Annotated in this window: 20 protein-coding genes; 8 read left to right on the top strand and 12 right to left on the bottom strand. The window is 48.5% G+C overall.

Translation table 11 applies throughout. The features are described 5' to 3' along the window. Nucleotides 1-23: 23 nt before the first annotated feature. On the bottom strand, nucleotides 24-1,196 hold the full coding sequence (locus SHD_RS20665) for an MFS transporter (RefSeq protein ID WP_023268916.1): 1,173 nt from the start codon (nucleotides 1,194-1,196) through the stop codon (nucleotides 24-26). A 567-nt stretch (nucleotides 1,197-1,763) separates the two neighbouring features. On the opposite strand from SHD_RS20665, the gene SHD_RS20660 reads away from it, so the two are divergent. Continuing rightward, nucleotides 1,764-3,164 carry a DASS family sodium-coupled anion symporter gene (locus tag SHD_RS20660; protein ID WP_039978854.1) on the top strand — a complete coding sequence of 467 codons (1,401 nt, stop codon included), beginning with the start codon at nucleotides 1,764-1,766 and terminating at the stop codon, nucleotides 3,162-3,164. Between the two features lie 63 nt (nucleotides 3,165-3,227). Here SHD_RS20660 and trxC read toward each other — a convergent pair whose 3' ends face one another. Further along, nucleotides 3,228-3,650: a thioredoxin TrxC gene (gene trxC / locus SHD_RS20655; protein ID WP_023268914.1), complete on the bottom strand. Its 423-nt coding sequence runs from the start codon at nucleotides 3,648-3,650 to the stop codon at nucleotides 3,228-3,230. Between the two features lie 189 nt (nucleotides 3,651-3,839). Between trxC and SHD_RS20650 the strand changes: the two genes are divergently transcribed. Next, nucleotides 3,840-4,175 (top strand): FKBP-type peptidyl-prolyl cis-trans isomerase, encoded by a 336-nt coding sequence (locus SHD_RS20650; protein ID WP_023268913.1) that lies wholly within the window; start codon nucleotides 3,840-3,842, stop codon nucleotides 4,173-4,175. On the opposite strand, the gene SHD_RS20645 is transcribed toward SHD_RS20650, so the two are convergent. From SHD_RS20645 to SHD_RS20625, 5 genes are all read right to left on the bottom strand, one after another. Continuing rightward, the gene (locus SHD_RS20645; RefSeq protein ID WP_023268912.1) at nucleotides 4,172-4,594 is read right to left on the bottom strand and encodes a DUF1850 domain-containing protein; all 423 of its coding nucleotides are present in this window, start codon (nucleotides 4,592-4,594) and stop codon (nucleotides 4,172-4,174) included. The two genes, SHD_RS20650 and SHD_RS20645, sit on opposite strands and share 4 nt — an antisense overlap. 33 nt (nucleotides 4,595-4,627) lie before the next feature. Continuing rightward, on the bottom strand, nucleotides 4,628-6,661 hold the full coding sequence (locus tag SHD_RS20640) for a TRAP transporter permease (RefSeq protein WP_023268911.1): 2,034 nt from the start codon (nucleotides 6,659-6,661) through the stop codon (nucleotides 4,628-4,630). A gap of 105 nt (nucleotides 6,662-6,766) precedes the next feature. Further along, nucleotides 6,767-7,723 (bottom strand): TAXI family TRAP transporter solute-binding subunit, encoded by a 957-nt coding sequence (locus SHD_RS20635; RefSeq protein WP_023268910.1) that lies wholly within the window; start codon nucleotides 7,721-7,723, stop codon nucleotides 6,767-6,769. 501 nt (nucleotides 7,724-8,224) lie between these two features. After that, the gene (locus SHD_RS22380) at nucleotides 8,225-8,347 is read right to left on the bottom strand and encodes a hypothetical protein (protein ID WP_039978852.1); all 123 of its coding nucleotides are present in this window, start codon (nucleotides 8,345-8,347) and stop codon (nucleotides 8,225-8,227) included. 313 nt (nucleotides 8,348-8,660) lie between these two features. Continuing rightward, nucleotides 8,661-10,154: a helicase HerA-like domain-containing protein gene (locus tag SHD_RS20625; RefSeq protein WP_023268908.1), complete on the bottom strand. Its 1,494-nt coding sequence runs from the start codon at nucleotides 10,152-10,154 to the stop codon at nucleotides 8,661-8,663. Between the two features lie 200 nt (nucleotides 10,155-10,354). Between SHD_RS20625 and SHD_RS20620 the strand changes: the two genes are divergently transcribed. From SHD_RS20620 to SHD_RS20605, 4 genes are read left to right on the top strand one after another with little or no spacing between them, the layout of a single operon-like run. Then, nucleotides 10,355-10,588 carry a hypothetical protein gene (locus SHD_RS20620; protein WP_011621266.1) on the top strand — a complete coding sequence of 78 codons (234 nt, stop codon included), beginning with the start codon at nucleotides 10,355-10,357 and terminating at the stop codon, nucleotides 10,586-10,588. An 11-nt stretch (nucleotides 10,589-10,599) separates the two neighbouring features. Further along, complete coding sequence (locus SHD_RS20615) at nucleotides 10,600-11,025, top strand: hypothetical protein (protein ID WP_023268907.1); 426 nt, start codon at nucleotides 10,600-10,602, stop codon at nucleotides 11,023-11,025. Between the two features lie 47 nt (nucleotides 11,026-11,072). Beyond that, nucleotides 11,073-11,951 (top strand): KPN_02809 family neutral zinc metallopeptidase, encoded by an 879-nt coding sequence (gene ypfJ / locus SHD_RS20610; RefSeq protein ID WP_023268906.1) that lies wholly within the window; start codon nucleotides 11,073-11,075, stop codon nucleotides 11,949-11,951. 29 nt (nucleotides 11,952-11,980) lie between these two features. Next, nucleotides 11,981-12,388, top strand: a complete 408-nt coding sequence (locus tag SHD_RS20605) for an NUDIX hydrolase (protein WP_023268905.1) — start codon at nucleotides 11,981-11,983, stop codon at nucleotides 12,386-12,388. 313 nt (nucleotides 12,389-12,701) lie between these two features. On the opposite strand, the gene SHD_RS20600 is transcribed toward SHD_RS20605, so the two are convergent. The 5 genes from SHD_RS20600 to SHD_RS20580 form a co-directional block, all read right to left on the bottom strand. Beyond that, nucleotides 12,702-13,055, bottom strand: coding sequence for a DUF2750 domain-containing protein (locus SHD_RS20600; protein ID WP_023268904.1), 354 nt, complete (start codon nucleotides 13,053-13,055; stop codon nucleotides 12,702-12,704). 149 nt (nucleotides 13,056-13,204) lie between these two features. After that, nucleotides 13,205-13,549, bottom strand: coding sequence for a hypothetical protein (locus SHD_RS20595; protein WP_023268903.1), 345 nt, complete (start codon nucleotides 13,547-13,549; stop codon nucleotides 13,205-13,207). 614 nt (nucleotides 13,550-14,163) lie between these two features. After that, a complete protein-coding gene (locus SHD_RS20590) occupies nucleotides 14,164-14,538 on the bottom strand; it encodes a hypothetical protein (RefSeq protein ID WP_152526565.1) in 375 nt (124 codons plus the stop codon). 530 nt (nucleotides 14,539-15,068) lie between these two features. Continuing rightward, on the bottom strand, nucleotides 15,069-17,039 hold the full coding sequence (locus tag SHD_RS20585; RefSeq protein WP_023268901.1) for a hypothetical protein: 1,971 nt from the start codon (nucleotides 17,037-17,039) through the stop codon (nucleotides 15,069-15,071). Between the two features lie 242 nt (nucleotides 17,040-17,281). Continuing rightward, nucleotides 17,282-18,202, bottom strand: a complete 921-nt coding sequence (locus SHD_RS20580) for a response regulator (protein ID WP_023268900.1) — start codon at nucleotides 18,200-18,202, stop codon at nucleotides 17,282-17,284. A gap of 171 nt (nucleotides 18,203-18,373) precedes the next feature. Here SHD_RS20580 and uvrD point away from each other — a divergent pair, with 171 nt between their 5' ends. Together uvrD and ubiA are read left to right on the top strand one after the other, a co-directional pair. Next, on the top strand, nucleotides 18,374-20,542 hold the full coding sequence (gene uvrD / locus SHD_RS20575; protein WP_023268899.1) for a DNA helicase II: 2,169 nt from the start codon (nucleotides 18,374-18,376) through the stop codon (nucleotides 20,540-20,542). A 125-nt stretch (nucleotides 20,543-20,667) separates the two neighbouring features. After that, nucleotides 20,668-21,528 (top strand): 4-hydroxybenzoate octaprenyltransferase, encoded by an 861-nt coding sequence (gene ubiA / locus SHD_RS20570; RefSeq protein WP_023268898.1) that lies wholly within the window; start codon nucleotides 20,668-20,670, stop codon nucleotides 21,526-21,528. The last annotated feature ends 80 nt before the right edge of the window (nucleotides 21,529-21,608 follow it).

Here is a 21,608-nt window from a genome sequence, read left to right as displayed (position 1 = left end):
TTTTTTCACTCGGTCAACCAGCACTATGCTTTTGCTGTCGGTAAGCGTGGTTTGCTCCGTAGCAGTAAGTGTGCACCAAGATAACCAAAAGTCAGCACAAAGCTTGCGGCTAAGTAGAGTAGCAAGCCATGTTCGATATGATTAAAGCGACTGGCGGCGACAGGGCCGATAACCGAACCCACGGAATAACTGAGCAACATAACCTGGGTTGCAGAGACTATTTGGCTGCTGGGCAGATGATCGCAGGCTAGGCTGATGGCGATGGGGTAGAGGGCAAAAGCGCAGGCGCCCAGCAACACAAAACCTAACCAGAGTCCAACAAGTGACTTTTGCGTCAGTAAAAAGAGTGCTGCCGCGCCAATTAAGCAGAAGGCGGCCATTAAGGCACTCTTCTGGAAGCGTGGAGATAAATAGCTCACCAAGGGCTGAACTATCATGCCGCCCATAATGATTAACGCCATAAATTGCCCCGTCTGCTCGGCAAATCCCATGTCCTGCGACACATACACAGGCAATAGGCCATAAATAGGGCCAAGTAATAATCCCGAGACTAAACAACCGACCACGGCGGGTTTACTTAGGTTTTTAAGATCTGACAGAGCAATCGAGTGTTGCTCGTTCGACTGCGGCTGACCCCGTTTGACTAATAACGCTGGCAAACTGGCGGCGGCCAGTAAACCTATCACCACTAAATAGGGGAGGTTGCCCGTGGTACCTAAATAATCGACCGCGAGTTGTCCTATCGCCGTGCCGCCGTAGAGGGCGGTCATATAAAGTCCTAAGCGTTTGGCCCGCTGTTTTTGGGTATCGGCCATTAGCAACCAAGATTCGACAACCACAAAAATCCCCGCCACGGCGAGGCCTGCGACCAAACGGGCGGCTAACCAAACGCTGCTCTGTGGCAGCAAAACCATCACCACAACGCTGCACAGTAAGATATTCAGAAACAGAATAAAGGCTTTACTGTGGCCGATGCGAGTCACGATTGGTGCGATACAAGGTGCGCCCAGTAATAAGCCGAGGTAGAAAATACTCGCGAGCCATGGCGCGAGATCGAGGCTGAGCTCAAAGTAACTGAGGGAGAGCGGGATCAAACTCATCAAATAGCCCGAGGCGAGGGCAAATAGGCTTAAGCCTGCAACAGGAACAAACAGCCCTGGCTTTTGAGTCGATGGCGTTAACGCGATATTTTCCACTGGCGGTACCAAAACAGGTAAAAAATAAACAGAAGGCGAGATGACGGGCGCGACTTTAGGCCGGATCCTGTGCAGGGTAAAGTGAGTTAGATTGACTGAGATGGTGAATAATATTTGTGTTTATTATTCATAGAGATAATGAGGTGTAAATGTTGCTGGTTTGAAGCTGATTGGTACGAATGACCATTTTTAGCGATAGAAAAACAAACTATAGTGGAATTAACTTCAATATACCGCATTTATTAGCATGATATTTCTATGGTTTTTAAGTTTAAATTAAGCTGTTGTCACTTGTCTAAAATGTAGAGTTTGATCCGTGTCACAGTTTTAAACATTTATTAAGTTACAGCCTTATCAAGCTTTTGCGATAAATTTATCCGTTTGAAAGTTTTGTTCATCGGTTTAGATCAAAAATAGGTGATTTTTATCGCTAAAAGGATGTTTTTGTGCTTTTTGTCGACAGAATTTGTGGTTGTCTAGTAGAAAAATAACAAAATAAACTGCTTTGACTCGTGTGATCTATGCCCTAAATTTGCCTAAAAAAATAATGGTATGAAGGTCGTCACCATGTCTTTAGTACAATCAAGCTCGGTTCCACCCAATAATGCACCTGCAAATGCAGGGCTTGAAAAGAAAAAAATGCTGATCTTAGTCGCGGATATTCTGCTGCTATTCGCGCTGTATTTAGGTTTACCCTTCGACCAAGGGGTCAATACGGGTCTGGCTATTTTAGTGTTCGCCGCTATTTTGTGGTTAACCGAAGCGATTCACATCAGTATCACAGCGATTTTAGTGCCTATTTTGGCGGTATTCTTTGGTGTATTTGAAACCAAAGAAGCCATGAGTAACTTTGCCAATCCGATTATCTATTTGTTTTTCGGTGGCTTTGTTCTTGCCGCGGCGCTGCACCATCAAAAGATCGATACTTTGATCGCGCAAAAACTCCTGCTGGCCTCCAAAGGTAAACTCAGCATTGCTTGTTTAATGCTGTTTGGAGTAACGGCGCTGTTGTCTATGTGGATCAGTAACACTGCCACCACGGCGATGATGTTGCCGCTCGCGCTGGGGATTTTGCAGCAGCTCGATCGCAAGCTGTACCACAGCACTTATGTATTCTTACTGCTTGGAATCGCTTATTCCGCGAACATCGGCGGCATTGGTACTTTAGTGGGCAGTCCGCCAAATGCGATTGCCGCGGCACAGGTGGGGCTGAGTTTTAGCGATTGGCTAAAGTTCGGTATTCCTACTGTCATTTTGTTATTACCTATGATGCTTTTGGCGCTCTACTGGTACTTTAAGCCGGATTTATCGGCCAAGTGCGAGTTGGCGGTTGAAGATCAAAAGCTGACCTTCCAAGGCAAACTAACCTTAGTTATCTTCCTTGCGACCGTTTGTTGTTGGATTTTCAGTGTGCCACTGGCAAAAGCGCTCGGCGGAATTACACAATTTGATACCGTTGTTGCACTCGGTGCGGTCGTGCTGTTGGCGGGTTTAGGACTTGTGGGTTGGAAGAAGATTGAATCGACCACAGATTGGGGCGTATTGATCCTCTTCGGTGGCGGTTTAACCTTGAGTGCCGTGCTCAAAAGCACTGGTACCAGCGTGTTCCTCGCGCATTGGATGACGGATATTTTTGGTAGCACTCATATGTCGCTGTTCGTGTTTGCTGTGATCGCCTTTGTGGTGATGCTGACCGAGTTTGCCAGTAACACCGCGAGCGCGGCGCTGTTAGTGCCTGTATTTGCGGCGATTGCCGAAGCATTAGGGGTATCACCAGTGATGCTCTCCGTGCTGATTGGTATTGCGGCTTCCTGCGCCTTTATGTTGCCAGTGGCGACGCCGCCTAATGCGATTGTTTATGGCTCTGGCCATATCAAGCAGTCGGAAATGGTGCGAGTGGGCATGATAGTTAACTTCCTCAGCATGATAGTGCTGGGCATTATTGCCCACACCTTCTGGGAAGTGTAATCGCCTCTGAACCATTCAAATAAAATACCCAGCAAAGCTGGGTATTTTTATGGGCGAAAGACTTTAACAATAACTTTGCAGCCATTGGTCGAGTGCCGACTTGGGTAAGGCGCCCGCTTGCTGGGCGATAACATGCCCCTGTTTGAAAATCATCAGCGTAGGGATAGAGCGGATCCCAAATTGCGCCGCCAGTGCCTGCTGTTCCTCGGTATTAATCTTGCCGAAGCGAAATTGTGGTTCCCACGCTTTTGCTGCCGCCGAAAAGGTAGGCGCAAAGCTTTTACAGGGGCCGCACCAGCTGGCCCAAAAATCGACCACCAAGGGTAACTCTGACTTGTGGGCATGATTAATAAAATTGGCGCTCGTGAGCTCAATGGGCGCCGCCGCAAACAGATTCTGTTTACATTTGCCGCAGGTCGGCTGCTCAGTTAACCGCTCTTGGGGCACGCGGTTCAAGGTGTCACAGTGGGGGCAGGCGATAATCATGGAATGGCTCCTTAGCTTAATGCATGTTGTAGATATGGGGGCGCTGCGGCAAATTTAAAGGGAGGTAAAGGCGTATCTAAACCTGCGCCACAAAATGGATGAGCTGCACCGACAAGCTCGGCCGGCGATGTTAGAATAGGCGCTTTGATAAATCACTTGAATGTAAGTGACGGCGAAGAGATTAATTAAATGACTGAATTAGAAGTTGTCGATCTGGTTATCGGCGAAGGAAAAGAGGCCGTAAAAGGCGCGTTGATCACCACTCAATACCGTGGTTTTTTGCAGGATGGTACTCAGTTCGATTCCTCCTATGACCGTGGTCAGGCATTTCAATGCGTGATAGGTACTGGCCGTGTGATTAAAGGCTGGGATCAAGGATTGATGGGTATGAAGGTTGGCGGTAAACGTAAGTTATTCGTCCCCGCGCATTTAGCCTACGGCGAGCGCCAAGTCGGTGCCCATATCAAGCCGAATTCGGACCTTACCTTTGAGATTGAATTGCTAGAAGTGCTAACGCGCGACTAATCCGGATTTTGGGGAATGCCTGTCAGCTCGCATCCCCAAACTTCTACTTTTGCCTGCCGTTTTTCAGGTTTGCCAATCCAGTGCGCCAGTGGATAACAGCTTGCTTCACCTTTATTGTTGGCAAAACATAAGTCATAGTCGCCCGCCTCGGGCGTTCGGCCCAAGGTTAGCTTGGGCAGTGTTGGCAGCTTAGGTTGATAATGCCAACTGCCATTGCTAAACACTGCGTCATCGGGGATTTCCATTCCCGCGCCCGTGCCTTTGACTCTGGCTTCTGTGAGGCGTAATCCTTGAGTAGTGACTCGATAGTCTTCTTCCCAGCGGATTTTTTCTATGCTGTGGTTCCACGCTAGGGTGAATTGCTCTGTGGGCACTTGTGCCCACAGTGTGCCTGCTAGGCCTAAACATAGACCTAGCATCTTATTGCCTTACCTTTGCATATGCTCAAAACCTTACCCCTGCTCCGCAAGACGTTTCAGTTTGCGCGCTCTTAGGCTGTGCTGCACGATAAAGAGTAGCGCCAGTCCAAAACCGATTTCATCACTGAGCGGTGTCGCAAGGATTAAACTGGCTCCGGCGAGGAAGCCGATAACACGTTCCCACCAATAGAGCTTTTGCAGTAAGAAACCGGTGAAGATCACGCCCCAGATACCAATGCCCACAGTCGCTTTTAACATTACAAAACCCGTTGCCAACCAGCTATCGCTTTGCAGCATGAGTGCTGGATCGTAAACCGCCATAAAGGGGATCACAAAGCCAGCGATAGCGATGCGAATCGCCCACAGACTGATCTTAAGCCCCGATTCCTTTGCGATTGGCGCGGCCGCAAAACAGGCTAAGGCAACGGGAGGTGTTAAGTCGGCCATAATCCCGAAGTAAAACACAAACATATGGGAGACGATCAGCGGTACACCTAAGTCCAGCAGGGCGGGTGCGGCAATCGAGCTGGTAATAATGTAGTTAGGGATGGTGGGTATTCCCATACCTAATACCAGACAGGTGAGCATGGTTAATACTAGGGATAAGAACAGGTTATCCTGCCCCACAGCGAGAATATAGCTGGCAAAAGTAGAGGCAATCCCCGTGAGCGAGACAATACCGATGATCACTCCCACTAAGGCGCAAGCAATCCCAACAGGTACGGCATGGCGCGCACCTTCAACCAATGCATGTAAGCAAATGGTCAGAGTATCTTTACCACCTTTGATAAACCAACAAATGGCAACAAGTATGGCAATGACCCCAAATACCACGCCAATCCCCATCTGGAAGAAGCCCGCGCACAGTACCCCAAGGGCAATCCAAAAGGCAAAACGTAAGGCATTAGAAGGCAGGCGTAGAACAATGGCTGAACCTAATATCACAATCGAAGTCAGGGCTAAACCTACCATGCCAGAGAACAGCGGTGTTCTACCGGAAAACAGCAAGTAAACCAAAATAAACAATGGAATAAGCAGATACCAGCGCTCTTTAACCGCCGCCCAAGGATCGGGACATTGATCTTTAGGTAAGCCACAAAGATTGGCGCGTTTAGCTTCTAAATGCACCATCCAAAAAACGGAGCAAAAATACAGTAACGCTGGTAGCAAGGCTGCTTTGGCGATTTCAATAAACGGCACGTTAATGGTTTCGGCCATGATAAATGCCACAGCGCCCATAATGGGCGGCATGATTTGGCTGCCCATACTGGAGGTGGCCTCCACACCGCCGGCAAAGGCGGAGCGATAGCCAAAGCGTTTCATCAAGGGGATGGTAAATTGCCCTGTGGTCACCACGTTGGCGACACCAGAACCTGTGATTGTGCCCATCATCGCCGAGGAGACCACGGCCACTTTCGCAGGGCCGCCGAGCTTATGGCCGAATAAGCCCATCGCAAAATCGGTAAACAAACGGATCATGCCTGCTTGTTCTAAAAAGGCACCAAACAAGATAAACAGGAAGATATAGGTGGCCGACACATAGGTTGGTGTGCCATAAAGCCCCTCGGTACCAAAGGATAACTGGTTGATAATTTGGTCAACGCCATATCCGCGGTGCATTAAGTCACCGGGGAGATATTGGCCGAATAAGCCATAGGCCAAGAAAATACAGCAGATAATTGGCAGTGCCCAGCCCATCACTCGCCGCGCGGCTTCAAACACTAAGACAATCAACACTACGCCAATCACCATATCGGCATCTGTAAGCTCACCGGAACGTTGGATCAGGTCGGCCTCAAAAATCCATTGATAGGCGGCCGTTGCCATGCCCGCAAGGCCAAGCAGCCAAGCTAAGGGTTGCCAAGGGCGAGCTTTACCCACGGCGGGATAACTTAAAAAAACGACTAAAAGTAAAAAGCCAACGTGGGTTGCCCGCAGCACTTGGGTCGATACGGGGTGAAATGCGGCGGTAATGATTTGGAAAGTCGAGAAAATAAGTGCCGTATAAAACAGCGCCTTGGGCCAGTCACTGGTGCTTGCACCTAGGCCTTGTTCTGAATCGCTCATATTTATGCCTCACAGCATTAGACTACAGAGGGCGACGCAGCACTTGAGTGACGCTATCACCCAAGTGCTTAGTTGGAAAGGGTCGCACAGATTGAGGTTACACCCTTAGAGTGCGCCAACTTCTTTGAAATAACGCTCAGCACCTGGGTGCAGCGGCGCAGGCAGGTTTTTGGTTGCCTTGTCTAATTGAATGGCTTTCGCCGCTGAGTGCGCATTACCGAGACGATCTAAGTGCTCAAACATTAATTTAGTCATCTGATAGGCTAAATCGTCAGATACACCCGCTTGAGTCACAAAGAGGTTTTGAATCGCAACCGTAGAGACATCGGCGGTTTGGCCTTCGTAGGTGGCTGCTGGGATCACTCCATGTTGATAGGCGGGGTTATTGATTTTGATAATGACATCTTCTGGGACTTCAACAAAGTTGATTGGCATAGTCGCAGCTAAATCGCGGATTGCCGCCATCCCTAAGCCAGAGGATTGTAATGTCGCGTCTAACTGACGGTTTTTAATCAGCTCGACCGATTCGGCATAGGGTAAAAACTCCACTTTGCCCATGTCTTCGTAGCTTAAACCCGCGGCTTTAAAAATTGCGCGGGCGTTGAGTTCAGTACCTGACTTAGGCGCACCGACAGAAATACGTTTGCCTTTCAAATCGGCTAAGGTTTTGATGCCAGATTCCTTATTGGCCACAATTTGAATGTAGTTAGGGTAAGCGGCAGCGAGCACGCGCACCTTATCTAATGGCTTTTTAAAGCCCGCATCAGCATCGCCTTGATAGGCTGCTGCCACCGAGTCGCCTAAGGCTAAGGCCAATTCACCACGACCCGCTTGCAGCAAGTTGAGGTTTTCAACCGAGGCTTTAGTGGCTTGCACTGAGGTTTTAGCGCCTTCAATGCCTGAGCCATAGAGCTGCGACAGTGCCACACCAATGGGGTAATACACGCCACTGGTGCCGCCAGTTAAGATATTGATAAAGGCAGGTGCCGCCGCCATTGAGGCTGCGCTGAGCGAGAGTGTTAATGCTGTGCCAACGGCGATAAAACGTTTGTTGATTTTCATGCTGAAATATCCTTATTTTTTATTGTGTTATATAGGGCAAGGTAAATCGGACTGTTTGATTGCTACTTTAGTATCACTACTTATATACCCAAATCTGCTCAAAATACAGGCTTTGACACGAGTTTATATGCAGCCTAAATCGTGATTTATGAGGCTTATCGTCAATATTCCACTAGGGCTAGCGAGCGTCGGGTGCTGTGATGGCTAAAATGGAATAAGCTTATAAATCGGTAACTTAGCTGCGATTATGGTTCTGGTCGATCTAGGTAACTAAAACCTTAACAAAAGGCTCAAGCAATAGGGATATTGCTTTAGTCTAGGTGACTTTTCTAGTTAAGGGTTTTTTCTACGTAACAGTTTGATTTTAAATGCTATCACTGATTTTTTATTTGCTGTTTTAATCACCAATAGCTCTGACTAAGAAATCAGCCAATAAAAAGGGCTAACCGCAGTTAACCCTTAATCTTGATATTGGAGCGCACCCTAAAGAGTGCCACAATATTATTTAACGTTATCGAGGAGACCTTTAGACGCGTTTTTGGCGTGTTTTGCGGCACGTTTTTCCTTCATCGTCATTAACGGCTTTTTCTTGGCCTCTTTGCGATTTTTTTGCTCTTTACTCATAGTTAACTCCATGTACTTTCAGTGGTTGTTCATCAGGCTAGTCATGTAAGCCATTTGCGTAAAACCTGTTCCATGATGTCCTGATTAAAGCGAAACGATTAAACTCGAATTACACCATTTTTAAATCACAACTATTTAAAACTATTGGTAAATTACTTGAATTTATTTGCCTCTCTGAGCTGTACTCGCAAAATAATCTTATCACCTAAATCCTAAGGAAGATCCACTCACTACTTAGAATAATTCACGCTAATGCTAGTGCGAATCTGTATATAAAATATGCGGTTTAGCGCACGGTTTTACCTCGATTTAGTTACCTGCGGGTCGACTTGCCGAGTATGCCGCCGAGTAGCCCGCGCAATATTTGTTTACCGAGTTGATTACCCACGGTTCGCGCCGCTTGTTTGGAGAGGGTTTCGGCTAACCCTTGGCGGCGTTTATTGCCAAAAATCAGTTCACTAAACCAGCCCTGTTCTGCCTCTTGGGCGGCGGGCGTACTCGCCGTTTTGGTGCTAGTGGCGCCATTGGCCGCTTCGGTGTGCCGCTGATTGAGCCGCTCGTAGGCGGACTCTCGGTTGATTAAGGTATCGTACTTGCCACCAATGGGGCTCTTGGCACGAATGGCGCTTAACTCCTCTGGGTTTGCGGGCCCCATACGACAGCGAGGCGGCGCAATCAGGGCGCGTTCCACCATAGTGGGCACGCCTTTCTCGGCGAGTGTCGATACTAAAGCTTCGCCCACGGCGAGTTGTGAGATCACCTCGCTAACCACCAATTTAGGATTGGGCACAAAGGTCTCGGCAGCGGTTTTAACGGCTTTTTGATCCCTTGGGGTATATGCCCTTAGTGCGTGCTGAATGCGATTACCGAGCTGACCTAAGATCTCATTGGGAATATCGTCGGGAAACTGTGAGCAAAAATACACCCCGACGCCCTTGGAGCGGATAAGTCGCATAATCTGCTCTATGCGTTTAAGCAAACTTGCTGGGCAGCCTTCAAACAATAAGTGCGCCTCATCGATAAAGAAGACTAACTTGGGTTTATCGAGATCGCCGACTTCGGGCAGGTTTTCAAACAGTTCTGATAGCAGCCAGAGTAAGAAGCTGGAGTAGAGGCTAGGGGTCAGGATTAACTTATTGGCGGCTAATAGGTTGATAATGCCGCGCCCTTGCAAGTTAGTGCGCATCAAGTCTTCGAGTTGTAATGCTGGCTCGCCAAAAAAGTCTTTGCCGCCATCGCGTTCTAAACCAAGCACTGAGCGTTGAATCGCGGCAAGGGATTGGGCGCTGATAAGCCCATATTTGGCGGAGATGTCTTTACGCTCATCGGCCACTAAGTTCAGCATGGCGCGCAGATCGTCAAGGTCGAGTAACAATAAACCTTGGTCGTCGGCCAGTTGAAACACTATGTCTAAAATGCTGCTTTGGGTGTCATTGAGTTCGAGAATGCGCCCGAGCAGGGTCGGCCCCATTTCACTCACTGTGGTGCGCAGCGGATGTCCTTGAATCCCTGCTAAGTCCCAGAACACAACAGGATTTGCCTCGGTTTGATAATCTTCAATCCCGATGTCGGCCGCCCGCTGCAATAGCTTGTCGTTTGGCGTGTCCGCTACGCCGAGTCCTGAAATATCGCCTTTAATATCAGTAATAAAGACTGGTACACCTTGGCGGGAAAAGCCTTCGGCTAGGGTCATCAGCGAAACGGTTTTGCCTGTGCCAGTGGCGCCTGCGATCAGTCCGTGGCGGTTGGCATATTTAAGATTTAAGTGAACCTGTTGCTCACCTTTACCTAAGAGTAGAGTATTCAAGCGCAGTCCTTGTCTTAATTAACACTGTGATTAACGCACAGTGCATCGAGCGTGGTGGATAAAAAATCATCATCCAGTGTTTGCCTTTAGCCAATTTCTGTCAATATTGTTGAGCACATAATCGATACAGCTCTGGTAAAGCTTGCCAATGCTAGCTTGCCAAGTGTAGCTATTTTGTTGCATTTATTGAGGAGCCGAAGATGAAAACCCCTTTGATTATGTTAGTCTTGTCCGCATCACTGTTGACCTCTGCCTGCGCCGAGTTAGCCTGTTCCGCAAGGACGGATGTCGACCCCTACGAGCCCATGTTAGATAAACAGCGCTGCGTGGCGGAGGCGGATAAACAGTTGGCCGCCCACGAGAAAGCCAAAAAGGCTGCAGAGGACCAACAGCTTAAAGAAGCTGTCGATAAAGCGATTCAACAACGTCAATAGAAAGGATTGGTATGAAGGGAGCGGGAGGAACACAGGGCGGTATTGGCCAATTTTTTATTGGTCTTGCTATGATGTGTGCAGGATTTTACCTGTTATTCAATGCGATACAGGTCAGTTCTAGTTTTGGCTTGGGCTATGGCCTCTACCGCATGAATGCCTTTGGTCAGGGATTCTCTATCACCACAGGTATGGTGATGCTGCCGTTTATTCTTGGGATAGTGATGGTGTTTTTTGATGGCAAGACCAAGCTAGGTTGGCTGCTCACCTTAGGCTCATTGATTGCCTTAATTGTTGGGGTGATCAGCTCAATTCAGTTTCACTTTAGGGCCATGTCAGCCTTCGATTTGATTGTGATTTTAGTGTTAGCCTTTGGTGGGCTCGGGCTGTTTTTACGCTCGTTAAAAGCGGCGCCCGCCGAGCAGAATGATCCTAAATAACGGCTAAACTGAAATCTAGTTCCCATACCCATAGCCTAGGAAATCCAATGCGTTGGCGTGACAGTGACCGCAGCTCCAATATTGAAGACAGACGTGACCAACAGATGGCGTCCGCGGGTGTGCCCAGTGCGCTCCTGCTACGCTTGCTGCCTTTTCTACTTCGTACCAAAATCGGCCGAGTGATACTGCTGTTGGGCGGACTATATTTTGCGTTTCAATATTTTACTGGTGGATTATCCCTAGACCCGAGCAATCAAGCGGGGTTTAGCCAGTCACAATCGGCCAGCAATACCGCGGCTCAAGATGAAAATGCCCAGTTTGTGGCGGCGATTCTCGGTACGACTGAAACTGTTTGGAATCAATTGCTGCAGGGGCGATATGTCGAGCCCAAACTGGTGCTTTATCGCAATATGACCTCAACGGGATGCGGTATGGGACAGGCGCAATCAGGGCCTTTCTATTGCCCTGCGGATAGCAAAGTTTATATCGATTTGAGTTTTCTCGAGGAGCTGAAAAAACTCGGAGCGCCTGGGGATTTCGCCTTTGCCTATGTGATTGCCCATGAGGTGGGCCACCATGTGCAGAACCTACTCGGTACCAGCACTAAAGTGCGTCAGGCGCAGCAAGCCGCTGGCAAGGCGCAGGCCAATCAACTGAGTGTTGCCCTTGAATTGCAAGCCGACTGTTATGCTGGCGTGTGGGGGCATTATGTCGACAGGCAGCTCAATCTGCTCGAAGCCGGAGATATAGAAGAAGGTATTGCCGCAGCAAGTGCCGTGGGGGGTGACCGCCTGCAAAAACTCGCTGGCCGAGCGGTGCAACCCGAAGCCTTTACCCATGGTAGTTCGGCGGACAGGGTAAAATGGTTTAAGACGGGTTTTGCCTCAGGCAAGCTTGCCAGCTGTAATACCTTTAATCGCAACTAGTGATACACAGCCTTAGCGTGGGATGATACATGGCATTTGAAGATAGGTTTCGGCTCAGTAGCCATGCAGTAATCATTAACGATGCGGGCCAAGTGTTACTCCTTAAGGCAAATTACGGCAATTGCGCCTGGGGCTTACCCGGCGGCGCCTTAGAGCCCGGCGAAACGATTCACGAAGCGCTGCTGCGTGAATGCCAAGAGGAGCTGGGGCTGGCGGTGAACGTCCACTACCTAAGCGGCGTGTATTATCACAGCGCCTATCAATCCCAAGCTTTTATCTTTCGTTGTGAGTTTGCATCTGCCGATGCGGTGATTCGCTTAAGCCATGAACACTCAGAGTTTGCCTTCCATGATGTCGACACCCTTAGCGCGGTTCAGCAGCAAAGAGTTAGAGATTGTCTTAATTTCAACGGTGTTGTCGTGAGTGCAAAGTTTTAAGGCTTTGCCAGTAAGCAAAGTCGTGGGCTTCACCCCCTGATTTTTAATCAAGAGTCGACTAAGGAGGACTGCTCGTCCTATCCTCCTTGCCTATTGTCTTCACATCAGCCAAGACGCCCCTAACGGAGTTGAAGGCCCCTTGGGCATTTAGCGTTCTTATGCTATCGCGTCAGACGCTAGTCCCTGATTCGACTAATGCTATCTCGGCATCTGATAGGCAGGATGCCTGAATGTCGTTAAGTGCATGGATGCACGAGAACGACCATGCCTTGCTCACGCGCAATCCTTTAAATGAAGTGTCTTCAATGCCCTATTAATATTCATAATATTCAATGTTCTTTGATACATCAGCAGGATTTAAGTCATAGCCCGTTGCACATTTACCTGACCAATTTACACCTACATTAAATTTGTCTTTTGTAAGACCAGCTAGCCATCGCTCTTTGAACACGGTTAGTTTGATTTCGACGGGTTGAAAGTCCTTGTAGGCAGGAACATTCTTGATAATTTCTAGAACACGATTTTTTGATGACCAAAATGGCATAGCGCGAATACCGTTTTCACCGAGCGGAGCTGGAAAACCATTTTCATCTTTAATTGTCCAAACTACGCCTTTTTCAGATACTTCCCTAAAAAATGCTGTTGCTTGCGCTGCTGATTGACTCACTTAGTTCTCCATTTATACATAACTCAAGCCAAGCATTTTGCGTCATTTTCTGAGGGCTTTAAGCACCACCATATCTCCGAACTTAACAAAAGCAATCTTAATAATTTTTAATAAAAATTAGCAGCTTAGCGGATGGTGGCATTGTTAGATTACTGTTGTTCGTAAATATCTATTACGTGCTTTGGCTGAAACCATACTTCCATACCAGATCGTATTTCTTCCGTGCAGTATGGGTCATTATCAAGTTGCCCCCTATAAATGTAATCGATGCGGCCTTTAACGATAACCCACATGCGCTCTACATTTACCTCTTCCACGCCAGCGTCATTCTCAGTAACTATCTGGAAGATGAGCTTTACCAATTGTCCTGTTTTAAGGTTGTTCCTAGCCTCAAAGGAAGGAATCCAGAAAGTGTCTGAATGCTGATGATGAATGGCCTCCCCATCATTGAGTTCCCATCCATCAATTTCTATGCGGGCAAATTTGTCTTCCATAGTGCCTCAGTAATCTAACGTTTAAAGCAAACGCACGGTGCGAGTTTGTAAGGGTTCTTATGCCAGTCTAAATATGCAACAGTCCCCTAAATTGTTTGAGTTTTATAGCCGAAAGCTAGCTTGCCATATATGGGAAGACTTACACAATTACTCAATTATCCATGCTGCAATTCCGAGGGATGGTGTATTCCACTGACTGTTGGGTTGTTTTGGGGGACTTAAAGCATTGAAGAGTTGCGGATCTCCAGTTTCTGCTTGTTGGAGGGGGACAGCCCTAATCCTGTTTGATTTCTTTAATAAAAATAAAACCTAAATCCAAATCAAAGTCGTGGGGCTTCACCCCACCCCCTACCAAGGAGGACTGCTCGTCCTATCCTCCTTGGATGCTCCATGACGCCCCAACGGAGTTGAAAGCCCCTTGTGCTCATAGCCAAATTTGCTATCGCTTCCGAAGGATGCGTCCCTGCACCTGCGAAAGCTAGCTCGCCATCCATGGCGAGACTCACGCAATTTGTCTATTTGCCCTGCGGCAACTCCGAGGGGATGGCGTATTCCTTTGATTGTTGAGTTGTCTGTTGGTCGCTAAAAGCATTAAAGATTTAACCCTTCGGAAACTACATTGATATCCAAGAACGACTGCCTTCAGCATAAAGTTGAATATTATTACCAATGCACCGAAACTTGAATGCTTTACCAAAATCATTTAGGTACACAATTACAACGTTACCTGCATCAGAGCCTATATAGTTAAGCCTTTCTTTTTTATATAGGGTCGCGGAACTAATATTATCCCTACATTGAGTAATTAAGTATTGAGGAGGTTCGCTATTGATAACTTCCTTCTTTTGGATTTGGGTACTGTTTGTTTTAGATTGGTCAGGAGTTTTATTACCAGAAATAACATATAAAACTAACATTCCTAAAAGTACGTAAAACCAAAGTTTGTTTTTATTCGTTACTGTATTATTTTCCCATGGATCTTTTTCCACTTCCTCACCTTCTTCAGCCAATAAATCAGTCAACCAAGATAAAGCAGGAACATAATGCGCTTTCTTTTTGCATGCAAGTAGCGAAAAGTCACTTAGTCTCTAAAAAAAGCTAGCTATGTATGGCCCAGAACAATGTTCTGACATGCTATTTACTATAAATATTCCAGCTTTTGCTTTGGTGTCCCAATGATTCAGGATTAAGTTACATAGCGTCGAAAATAGTTTTTTGCCTTGATGATTTACTGGCTTGAGAGATACACAAAGGTTAATTGGATTAAGCACTGTCATGAAAGTGACCGTCCGTGACATGGATGTCACGGTCGAGCACACAGGGATGTGCTTGCTGCGTGTCACTGGAATGAAAGTGCTTAATCCTTATTGAACATGCTTTGAAATAAATCGGGTTATATATTGCTCCATTTCGCGCGGTTCGATAGGCAATAGCCGTGTTCGCTGGACTTAATGGTTTTTAGCATAAAAAATGCCGGACTATGGAAGAACATAGCCCGGCAAAGGGAAGATAGCGTTAGCTATAGGACGGCTGGGGTTAGCTCGACTAACCAAAGCGATTGGTTACTGCTGGTATCGGTTAAGCTCACTAAAGCGCGTTGATTACCTTGGCAAGATTTGCCTAACAAGGGGCTGATGGTCATCGTCTGACTGCCACTAAAGGCAAAGTGCAGTGTGCCAGCGGTCGTCATATAAAAATCGCTGTTTACTTGGGCATTGCTAGTGACTTCGTTCAGGCTGATTTCGCCAATCACATCCCCCATATCATTCTCGGATACATTCTGCACCAGCATGTTGTAACGCGCGCCGCATTGGCCATTGGCGAACTCTGTGGTGCAGCGGTTTTGCGTGTCCGTGGCAAAGGTTAAGTCAAATTGCAGCAGGCGATTGACTGTGGCGTCGTAGTTAAAGCCTTCGATATCCCGCACCGAGGTGATGCGTCCAAGGCTGGTACCTGCGGCGGCAGAAGGCTTATCGACTAACTCAGTCACAAAACTGCCGACCTTATCTAAGGTGAAAGTACCGCCATCTGGGCCATTTTCAGTCGCCATCATCTCGCCCCATTGGCTGGTGCTGATGGATGAAAACTGATGGGCGTCGGCTGACTGTGCATCATAGAGACCATTAGGGCCGTCGGACTCGACACTGGCGGTAAACTTATAGCCACTGGCATCTTTAACGTAATGACCAAACTCCCCCGATTGCGCTTGGGGTGATTGTCCCTCATAGCTGTCGGAATTGGCTGTATGCACAATGGCATAGGCTTGATTGGGCAGGAAAGTCACAAAGCTGTCGTTATCGGTTTCGGGATCGTACACATGCCAAGTGCCGATTAACGCATCGCTAGCATCTTCAATACGCGTGAGTGTGATGCTTGACGAACCATTGTCGGTGAGGCTCAGTGTGAGGGTATTGAGGCTTACCATCGCCTTGTTAACGACACTGCTTTCATCGTACAGGCCGCCGGAACCATCGGATTGAGCGATGAGACTCACACTGAAACTACCCGTGACACTGTCCCAAGTGTAATTTCCATATTCGACCGAGGCTGCGCCCTGATCGCCATCACCCGCATGCTCGTGGATCAATATATAACGGCTATGGTCGATAAAGGTCAGTATGTTGCTTTGGCCTTCTCCCTCCGACAGCAGCCAGCTACCTAGCAGCAGATTACGATTGGAAGTATCGAAATGGTTAAGGGCCTGGGCTTCACTGATCAGACTCAAACCCGAGCCGAGGTTGGCAAAGGCGGTGTTGAGTTGGCTATCAAAATCGGCACTGCTGATATCGAGCACAGTATTGGCGAGCAGATCATGGTGTGAGGTCTTGATTTGAATGCCATTTTCAACATCACAATCCTGATCTAAGGTTTGCAGTAATTGCAGGATATTCACCTTTGTAACCTCATTGCCCGCTGCAACTTCGGTGGGTGTGACGAGTGGCGCGGCAACTGTACTGGGAAATTGAATCGCGCCGACCGAAAAGGTGACCTGTTCCCCCTGTAAGTATTGAAACTCGCCGATATCGCTGGTGGTGCCATCGGTTTGGCTGTCGGTTTGATAATGGATCCCAGCGACTGGGCTGTCCCTAAAGATCCCGGTTAATTCAGCATTGGCATTGGTTTCACAGGTGACGAGGGCGGTTTCGGCATTGCTCTGGCTTAAGGTGCCGCTGCCATTGGCGACGGTACAGGTTTGTGCCGTTGGCTGCGTATTAACGGTAATGGCAAAGCTAACGCCTTCATTCTGCATATTTGAAAATGCAAAGGCTTTATCTGTGCCATCACTTTGAACAGAAAGGGTTTCTACTGTCTGGCCATTGGTTTGTAGGGTGAGTTTTAGGCTGTTGGTCAGCCCTTTTACTGTCCCTTTAATGGCAAACTGCTGGGGTTCAATGGGGCTAGGGTCCTCATCGTCATCATCACTGCCGCCACAGGCGCCGAGCGTGAGACCTAAGAGAATGGGAACAGTGAGTCGATAGATTGGCTTCATTATGTAAATTCCTTTTAGGCTACTGAGTAAATATCAGCAACGATTCGCTATCCCATGGTGGGATGGTCGTCGGTTATCGTTTGGGGCATGAGCGCAAGCAATATGCAGAAGGGATCAGTGGCTGAACCCTGAACAAGATATAAATCCTCGGGAGGGATTTTGTCTTTGAAACTTATTGAATGTTTTTGAAAGTGAATAATATCAATAGATTGAAGTGAGATTTGCTGGGATTGATCGCGGCTTTACTCCACGCCTTCATCGGCATAACGGATAAGCGGCATCAAGTGTTGATATAAGTCTTCGGCTTCGACGGCTATATCCTGCGCGCCATGTTCCTGGGCTTTTTGTCTTAGCGCCTCGGAGGGCATGATGGTATAGAGGTAAATGGGCGTGTTGATGCCGCGCTCGCGGATAGCCTGCATCAGTTTAAGACCAGCGAGGGGATCTGAGCCTCGGCCCATATCGGTAATAATGGCATCGTAGCTATATAAACTGAGCAGTGTGAGTGCATCGCTGCTGGTTTTGGTGGTGTAAACCCCAATCTTTTTTTGCTCTAAAAACTGGCGCTCGGCCTGATTATTTTCTGGGTGATCATCGACCCACAATATGCGTGCTTTTACGTTTTGCGGCTCGGCCAACACTAATGGGCCGCTGCGTTCGATTTGGTTATAAAAGAGTAGGGCAAGCACTGCGCTCGACAAGATACTAATCAAGACTAATCCTGGCAGGGTGAAATAGGGCTTTTTTTGCGCAGGTTGAAGTGTATTCGAGTTGGCTGCGCTGGTGGCGTTATCTGTTATTGCGAGCGAGTGGTCTTGAGCGGCAAAACTGTTGGCGACGGCATCGGAGCGAATAATGGCGGCGATATCGGGGGAGAGCCGATACCCTCGGCCATGCAAGGTTTGAATGATGGGTACCTTAAGGCCCGCTGACTCGAATAGTTTACGGGTATCCGAGATTAATCTTGCGACCGACCAACTGCTCACCACGGTATTGGGCCAAATGTGTTCGAGCAAGCAGGCCTGATCGCAATGGGCGGGATAGGCGTCGATCAACTGTGCGAGTAGCAGGATGGCGCGTTCGTCGCAGTGGAGCCTTTGGTTGTTGCAGAACAAGGTTCGGTTCTGGGTATCCAACACAAAAGCGTTAAAACAATAATGCATTCAGGTCCCTTGGCATCGAGTCATACTTTAGTTGTTAATGAATTGTATCAACCAATTCAAGCCAAACTTGGCCCTTGAGTCAAATGAATTGTCTGTGATTGAGCTCAAACTCGTGGCATGCCTTGGGCGCTTCTTCTGTTATACTGCCCCCTCGATTTTTTGGAGGCGAGAATGGACGTATCTTCTTTACTAGACGGCCTGAATGATAAACAGCGCGAGGCTGTCGCGGCACCGCAATCCAGCATGTTAGTGCTTGCGGGCGCAGGCAGTGGTAAAACGCGAGTATTAACTCACCGTATCGCGTGGTTAATGCAGGTCGAACAGCAGAGCCCTTACTCAATTTTAGCCGTGACGTTTACCAATAAAGCCGCGGCCGAGATGCGTGAGCGGGTAGAAAAAGTCGCGGGTACCAATATGGGGCGGATGTGGATTGGTACCTTCCACGGGCTGGCGCATCGTCTGTTACGCACTCACTTCCAAGATGCGGGACTACCGCAGAGCTTCCAAATTCTTGATTCGGACGATCAGGTGCGCTTGCTGAAACGCATCCTGAAAAGTTTGAATCTGGATGAAAAACAATATCCTCCCCGTCAGGCGCAGGCCTATATCAATGGCAAGAAAGACCAAGGTCTTCGGCCCAAGCATATCGATGCGGGCGGTTTCCCGATTGAGCAAAACCTGCTGAAGATTTATCAGGTTTATCAAGAATCTTGCGACCGCGCAGGTTTAGTCGACTTTGCCGAAATCCTACTGCGCGCCCATGAGTTATGGCTCAATAAACCGCATCTGCTGGCGCACTATCAGGAGCGTTTTAAGCATATTCTGGTGGACGAATTCCAAGATACTAACGCCATTCAATATGCGTGGATTAGAGTGCTGGCCGGCCAAACGGCTAACGTGATGATCGTGGGGGACGACGACCAATCCATTTACGGTTGGCGCGGCGCTCAGGTTGAAAACCTACACCGCTTCCTGCGGGATTTCCCGACGGCGACCACGATTCGCCTCGAGCAAAACTACCGCTCCAAGGGCAATATTTTGAAGGCGTCGAACGCCCTGATCGCCAATAACCCCGAGCGTTTAGGCAAAGAGCTGTGGACCGACGAAGCCGATGGTGAGCCGATTTCCCTCTACTGTGCCTTTAACGAAATGGACGAGGCGCGCTTTATTGTTGGCCGGATCAATGATTGGTACGAAAAAGGCGGCAATTTAAGTGATTGCGCGATTCTCTATCGCTCGAATGCCCAGTCGCGCGTGCTCGAAGAAGCCTTATTACACAAAGGGTTAGCCTATCGTATTTACGGTGGCCTGCGCTTCTTCGAACGCCAAGAGATTAAAGACGCTATGGGCTATATGCGTCTTATCAGCAATAAAAATGACGATGCCGCCTTCGAGCGCGTGGTTAATACGCCGCCCCGCGGCATTGGCGACAGAACCTTAGATATTTTACGTACTACCGCGCGTCAGCAAGAGCTTACGTTATGGCAGGCCTGTTTACGCCTGCTGGATGAAAAAGTGCTGGCCGGCCGCGCCGCCTCTGCGGTACGTGGTTTTATGGATCTTATCGTCACCCTGCAGGAAGAAACCCAAGATATGGCGCTGTACCGGATGACGGACACAGTGATCCAAGCCTCTGGCCTTAAGGCCATGTATGAGGCGGAAAAAGGCGAGAAGGCCCACGCCCGTATCGAAAACTTAGAGGAACTCGTCACCGCGGCGCGCACCTTCGAAATGCCAGAAGAGCTTGAGGATATGGGCGAGCTTAACGCCTTCTTATCCCATGCGGCCTTAGAGGCGGGTGAAGGTCAGGCCGACGCCTTTACCGATGCGGTGCAGTTAATGACACTGCACTCGGCCAAGGGGCTGGAGTTTACTATGGTGTTTATGGCGGGCGTCGAGGAGGGGATTTTCCCGAGTAAGATGGCACTCGAAGAGGGCGATAGACTCGATGAGGAACGCCGTCTCTGTTACGTGGGCATGACCCGCGCGATGGAAAAACTCTATATCACCTATGCCGAATCCCGCCGTATTTATGGCCGCGAAGATTATGCCCGTCCATCGCGCTTTATTAAGGAAATTCCGCCGCAATATGTGGACGAAATTCGCTTAAAGGCGCAGGTGTCGACACCGATGGCGAATAATCGCTTCAGTGCGCAAAAGTCAGCGGTCGCCAACGATACTGGCTTTAGCGTTGGGCAAAGAGTGCATCATCCCAAGTTTGGTGACGGCAAAGTGACTAACTTTGAAGGCAGTGGCGCACAGGCGCGGGTACAGGTGAATTTTAGCGATTTTGGCAGTAAATGGCTGGTGGTCGCCTACGCGCGTTTAGAGGCGCGTTGATTGGCATGAATGTCATGATTTTGTGACAGTTTAAGCCTGCGCAAATTCGCTTAAAAGGGGGCTAGGGTATATGATGCTTACCCTAGCAACCGAGATAAAAAATTAGGTTAGGGAGTAGCTAGTTAATGAATCTAAAGCAGAAGTGGGACGTGTATTCCCGCCTGACTCGACTCGACCGTCCTATCGGCACCCTGTTATTGCTCTGGCCCTGTTTAATGGCGCTGGTACTCGCAGCGGGTGGAATGCCTGATATTAAAGTGTTGATTATCTTTATTATCGGTGTAGTGATCATGCGCGCCTGTGGCTGCATTATTAACGACTATGCCGACCGCGACCTCGACTCCCACGTTGAACGCACTAAATCCCGTCCCCTCGCCAGTGGCGAAATCAGCACCAAAGAAGCGCTATTGCTGTTTGTGATCTTAGGCTTAGCTGCTTTTGGTTTAGTTTTACTGCTCAATGGTTTAGTGGTTAAGCTATCTGTTGTCGGTATTATCCTCACCATTATCTACCCCTTTACTAAGCGGGTAACGAACATGCCGCAGATGTTTTTGGGTGTGGTGTGGAGTTGGTCGATCCCCATGGCCTATGCGGCGCAAACCGGTGAAGTGCCCATCGAAGCTTGGTGGTTATTTGCCGCCAATTGGTTCTGGACTGTGGCCTACGACACCATGTACGCCATGGTCGATAGGGATGATGATTTAAAAATTGGTATCAAATCGACCGCCATTCTTTTTGGCAAATACGACCGCCAAATCATTGGATTATTCCAACTTGCCGCGCTGCTGTGTTTTATCGCCGCGGGTTGGAGCGCCGACCGTGGCTTGGTTTATGGTTTGGGATTACTCACCTTCGTAGGCTTTAGCACTTACCAGCAAATGCTGATTTTTGGCCGCGAAAGAGCCCCTTGCTTTAAAGCCTTCCTTAACAATAACTGGGCGGGATTAGCACTGTTTGTTAGCTTAGGCGCCGATTACCTGTTCTAAGTTTTCCTCTCCGTTTGTATGAGAGCTATCAGGCGTGCCGCCTGATAGCCGCTCAAAACTCATTGATAGCCGCTCAAAAC

This window comes from Shewanella decolorationis S12, assembly GCF_000485795.1.
GTDB classification, from domain to species: domain Bacteria; phylum Pseudomonadota; class Gammaproteobacteria; order Enterobacterales; family Shewanellaceae; genus Shewanella; species Shewanella decolorationis.
Note: the sequence above shows the minus strand (reverse complement) of the source record. Positions and strands in the feature narration are given on the sequence as shown.

Bases quoted from the DNA above. Each gene is read 5' to 3' on its own strand.
- SHD_RS20620 (WP_011621266.1), top strand. From the start codon at position 10,355: ATGAAAACCCCTTTGATTATGTTAGTCTTGTCCGCATCACTGTTGACC.
- ubiA (WP_023268898.1), top strand. From the start codon at position 20,668: ATGAATCTAAAGCAGAAGTGGGACGTGTATTCCCGCCTGACTCGACTC.
- SHD_RS20635 (WP_023268910.1), bottom strand. From the start codon at position 7,723: ATGAAAATCAACAAACGTTTTATCGCCGTTGGCACAGCATTAACACTC.
- SHD_RS20580 (WP_023268900.1), bottom strand. From the start codon at position 18,202: ATGCATTATTGTTTTAACGCTTTTGTGTTGGATACCCAGAACCGAACC.
- SHD_RS20615 (WP_023268907.1), top strand. From the start codon at position 10,600: ATGAAGGGAGCGGGAGGAACACAGGGCGGTATTGGCCAATTTTTTATT.
- SHD_RS22380 (WP_039978852.1), bottom strand. From the start codon at position 8,347: ATGAGTAAAGAGCAAAAAAATCGCAAAGAGGCCAAGAAAAAGCCGTTA.
- ypfJ (WP_023268906.1), top strand. From the start codon at position 11,073: ATGCGTTGGCGTGACAGTGACCGCAGCTCCAATATTGAAGACAGACGT.
- SHD_RS20595 (WP_023268903.1), bottom strand. From the start codon at position 13,549: ATGGAAGACAAATTTGCCCGCATAGAAATTGATGGATGGGAACTCAAT.
- SHD_RS20645 (WP_023268912.1), bottom strand. From the start codon at position 4,594: ATGCTAGGTCTATGTTTAGGCCTAGCAGGCACACTGTGGGCACAAGTG.
- uvrD (WP_023268899.1), top strand. From the start codon at position 18,374: ATGGACGTATCTTCTTTACTAGACGGCCTGAATGATAAACAGCGCGAG.
- SHD_RS20605 (WP_023268905.1), top strand. From the start codon at position 11,981: ATGGCATTTGAAGATAGGTTTCGGCTCAGTAGCCATGCAGTAATCATT.
- SHD_RS20640 (WP_023268911.1), bottom strand. From the start codon at position 6,661: ATGAGCGATTCAGAACAAGGCCTAGGTGCAAGCACCAGTGACTGGCCC.
- SHD_RS20650 (WP_023268913.1), top strand. From the start codon at position 3,840: ATGACTGAATTAGAAGTTGTCGATCTGGTTATCGGCGAAGGAAAAGAG.
- trxC (WP_023268914.1), bottom strand. From the start codon at position 3,650: ATGATTATCGCCTGCCCCCACTGTGACACCTTGAACCGCGTGCCCCAA.
- SHD_RS20660 (WP_039978854.1), top strand. From the start codon at position 1,764: ATGTCTTTAGTACAATCAAGCTCGGTTCCACCCAATAATGCACCTGCA.
- SHD_RS20585 (WP_023268901.1), bottom strand. From the start codon at position 17,039: ATGAAGCCAATCTATCGACTCACTGTTCCCATTCTCTTAGGTCTCACG.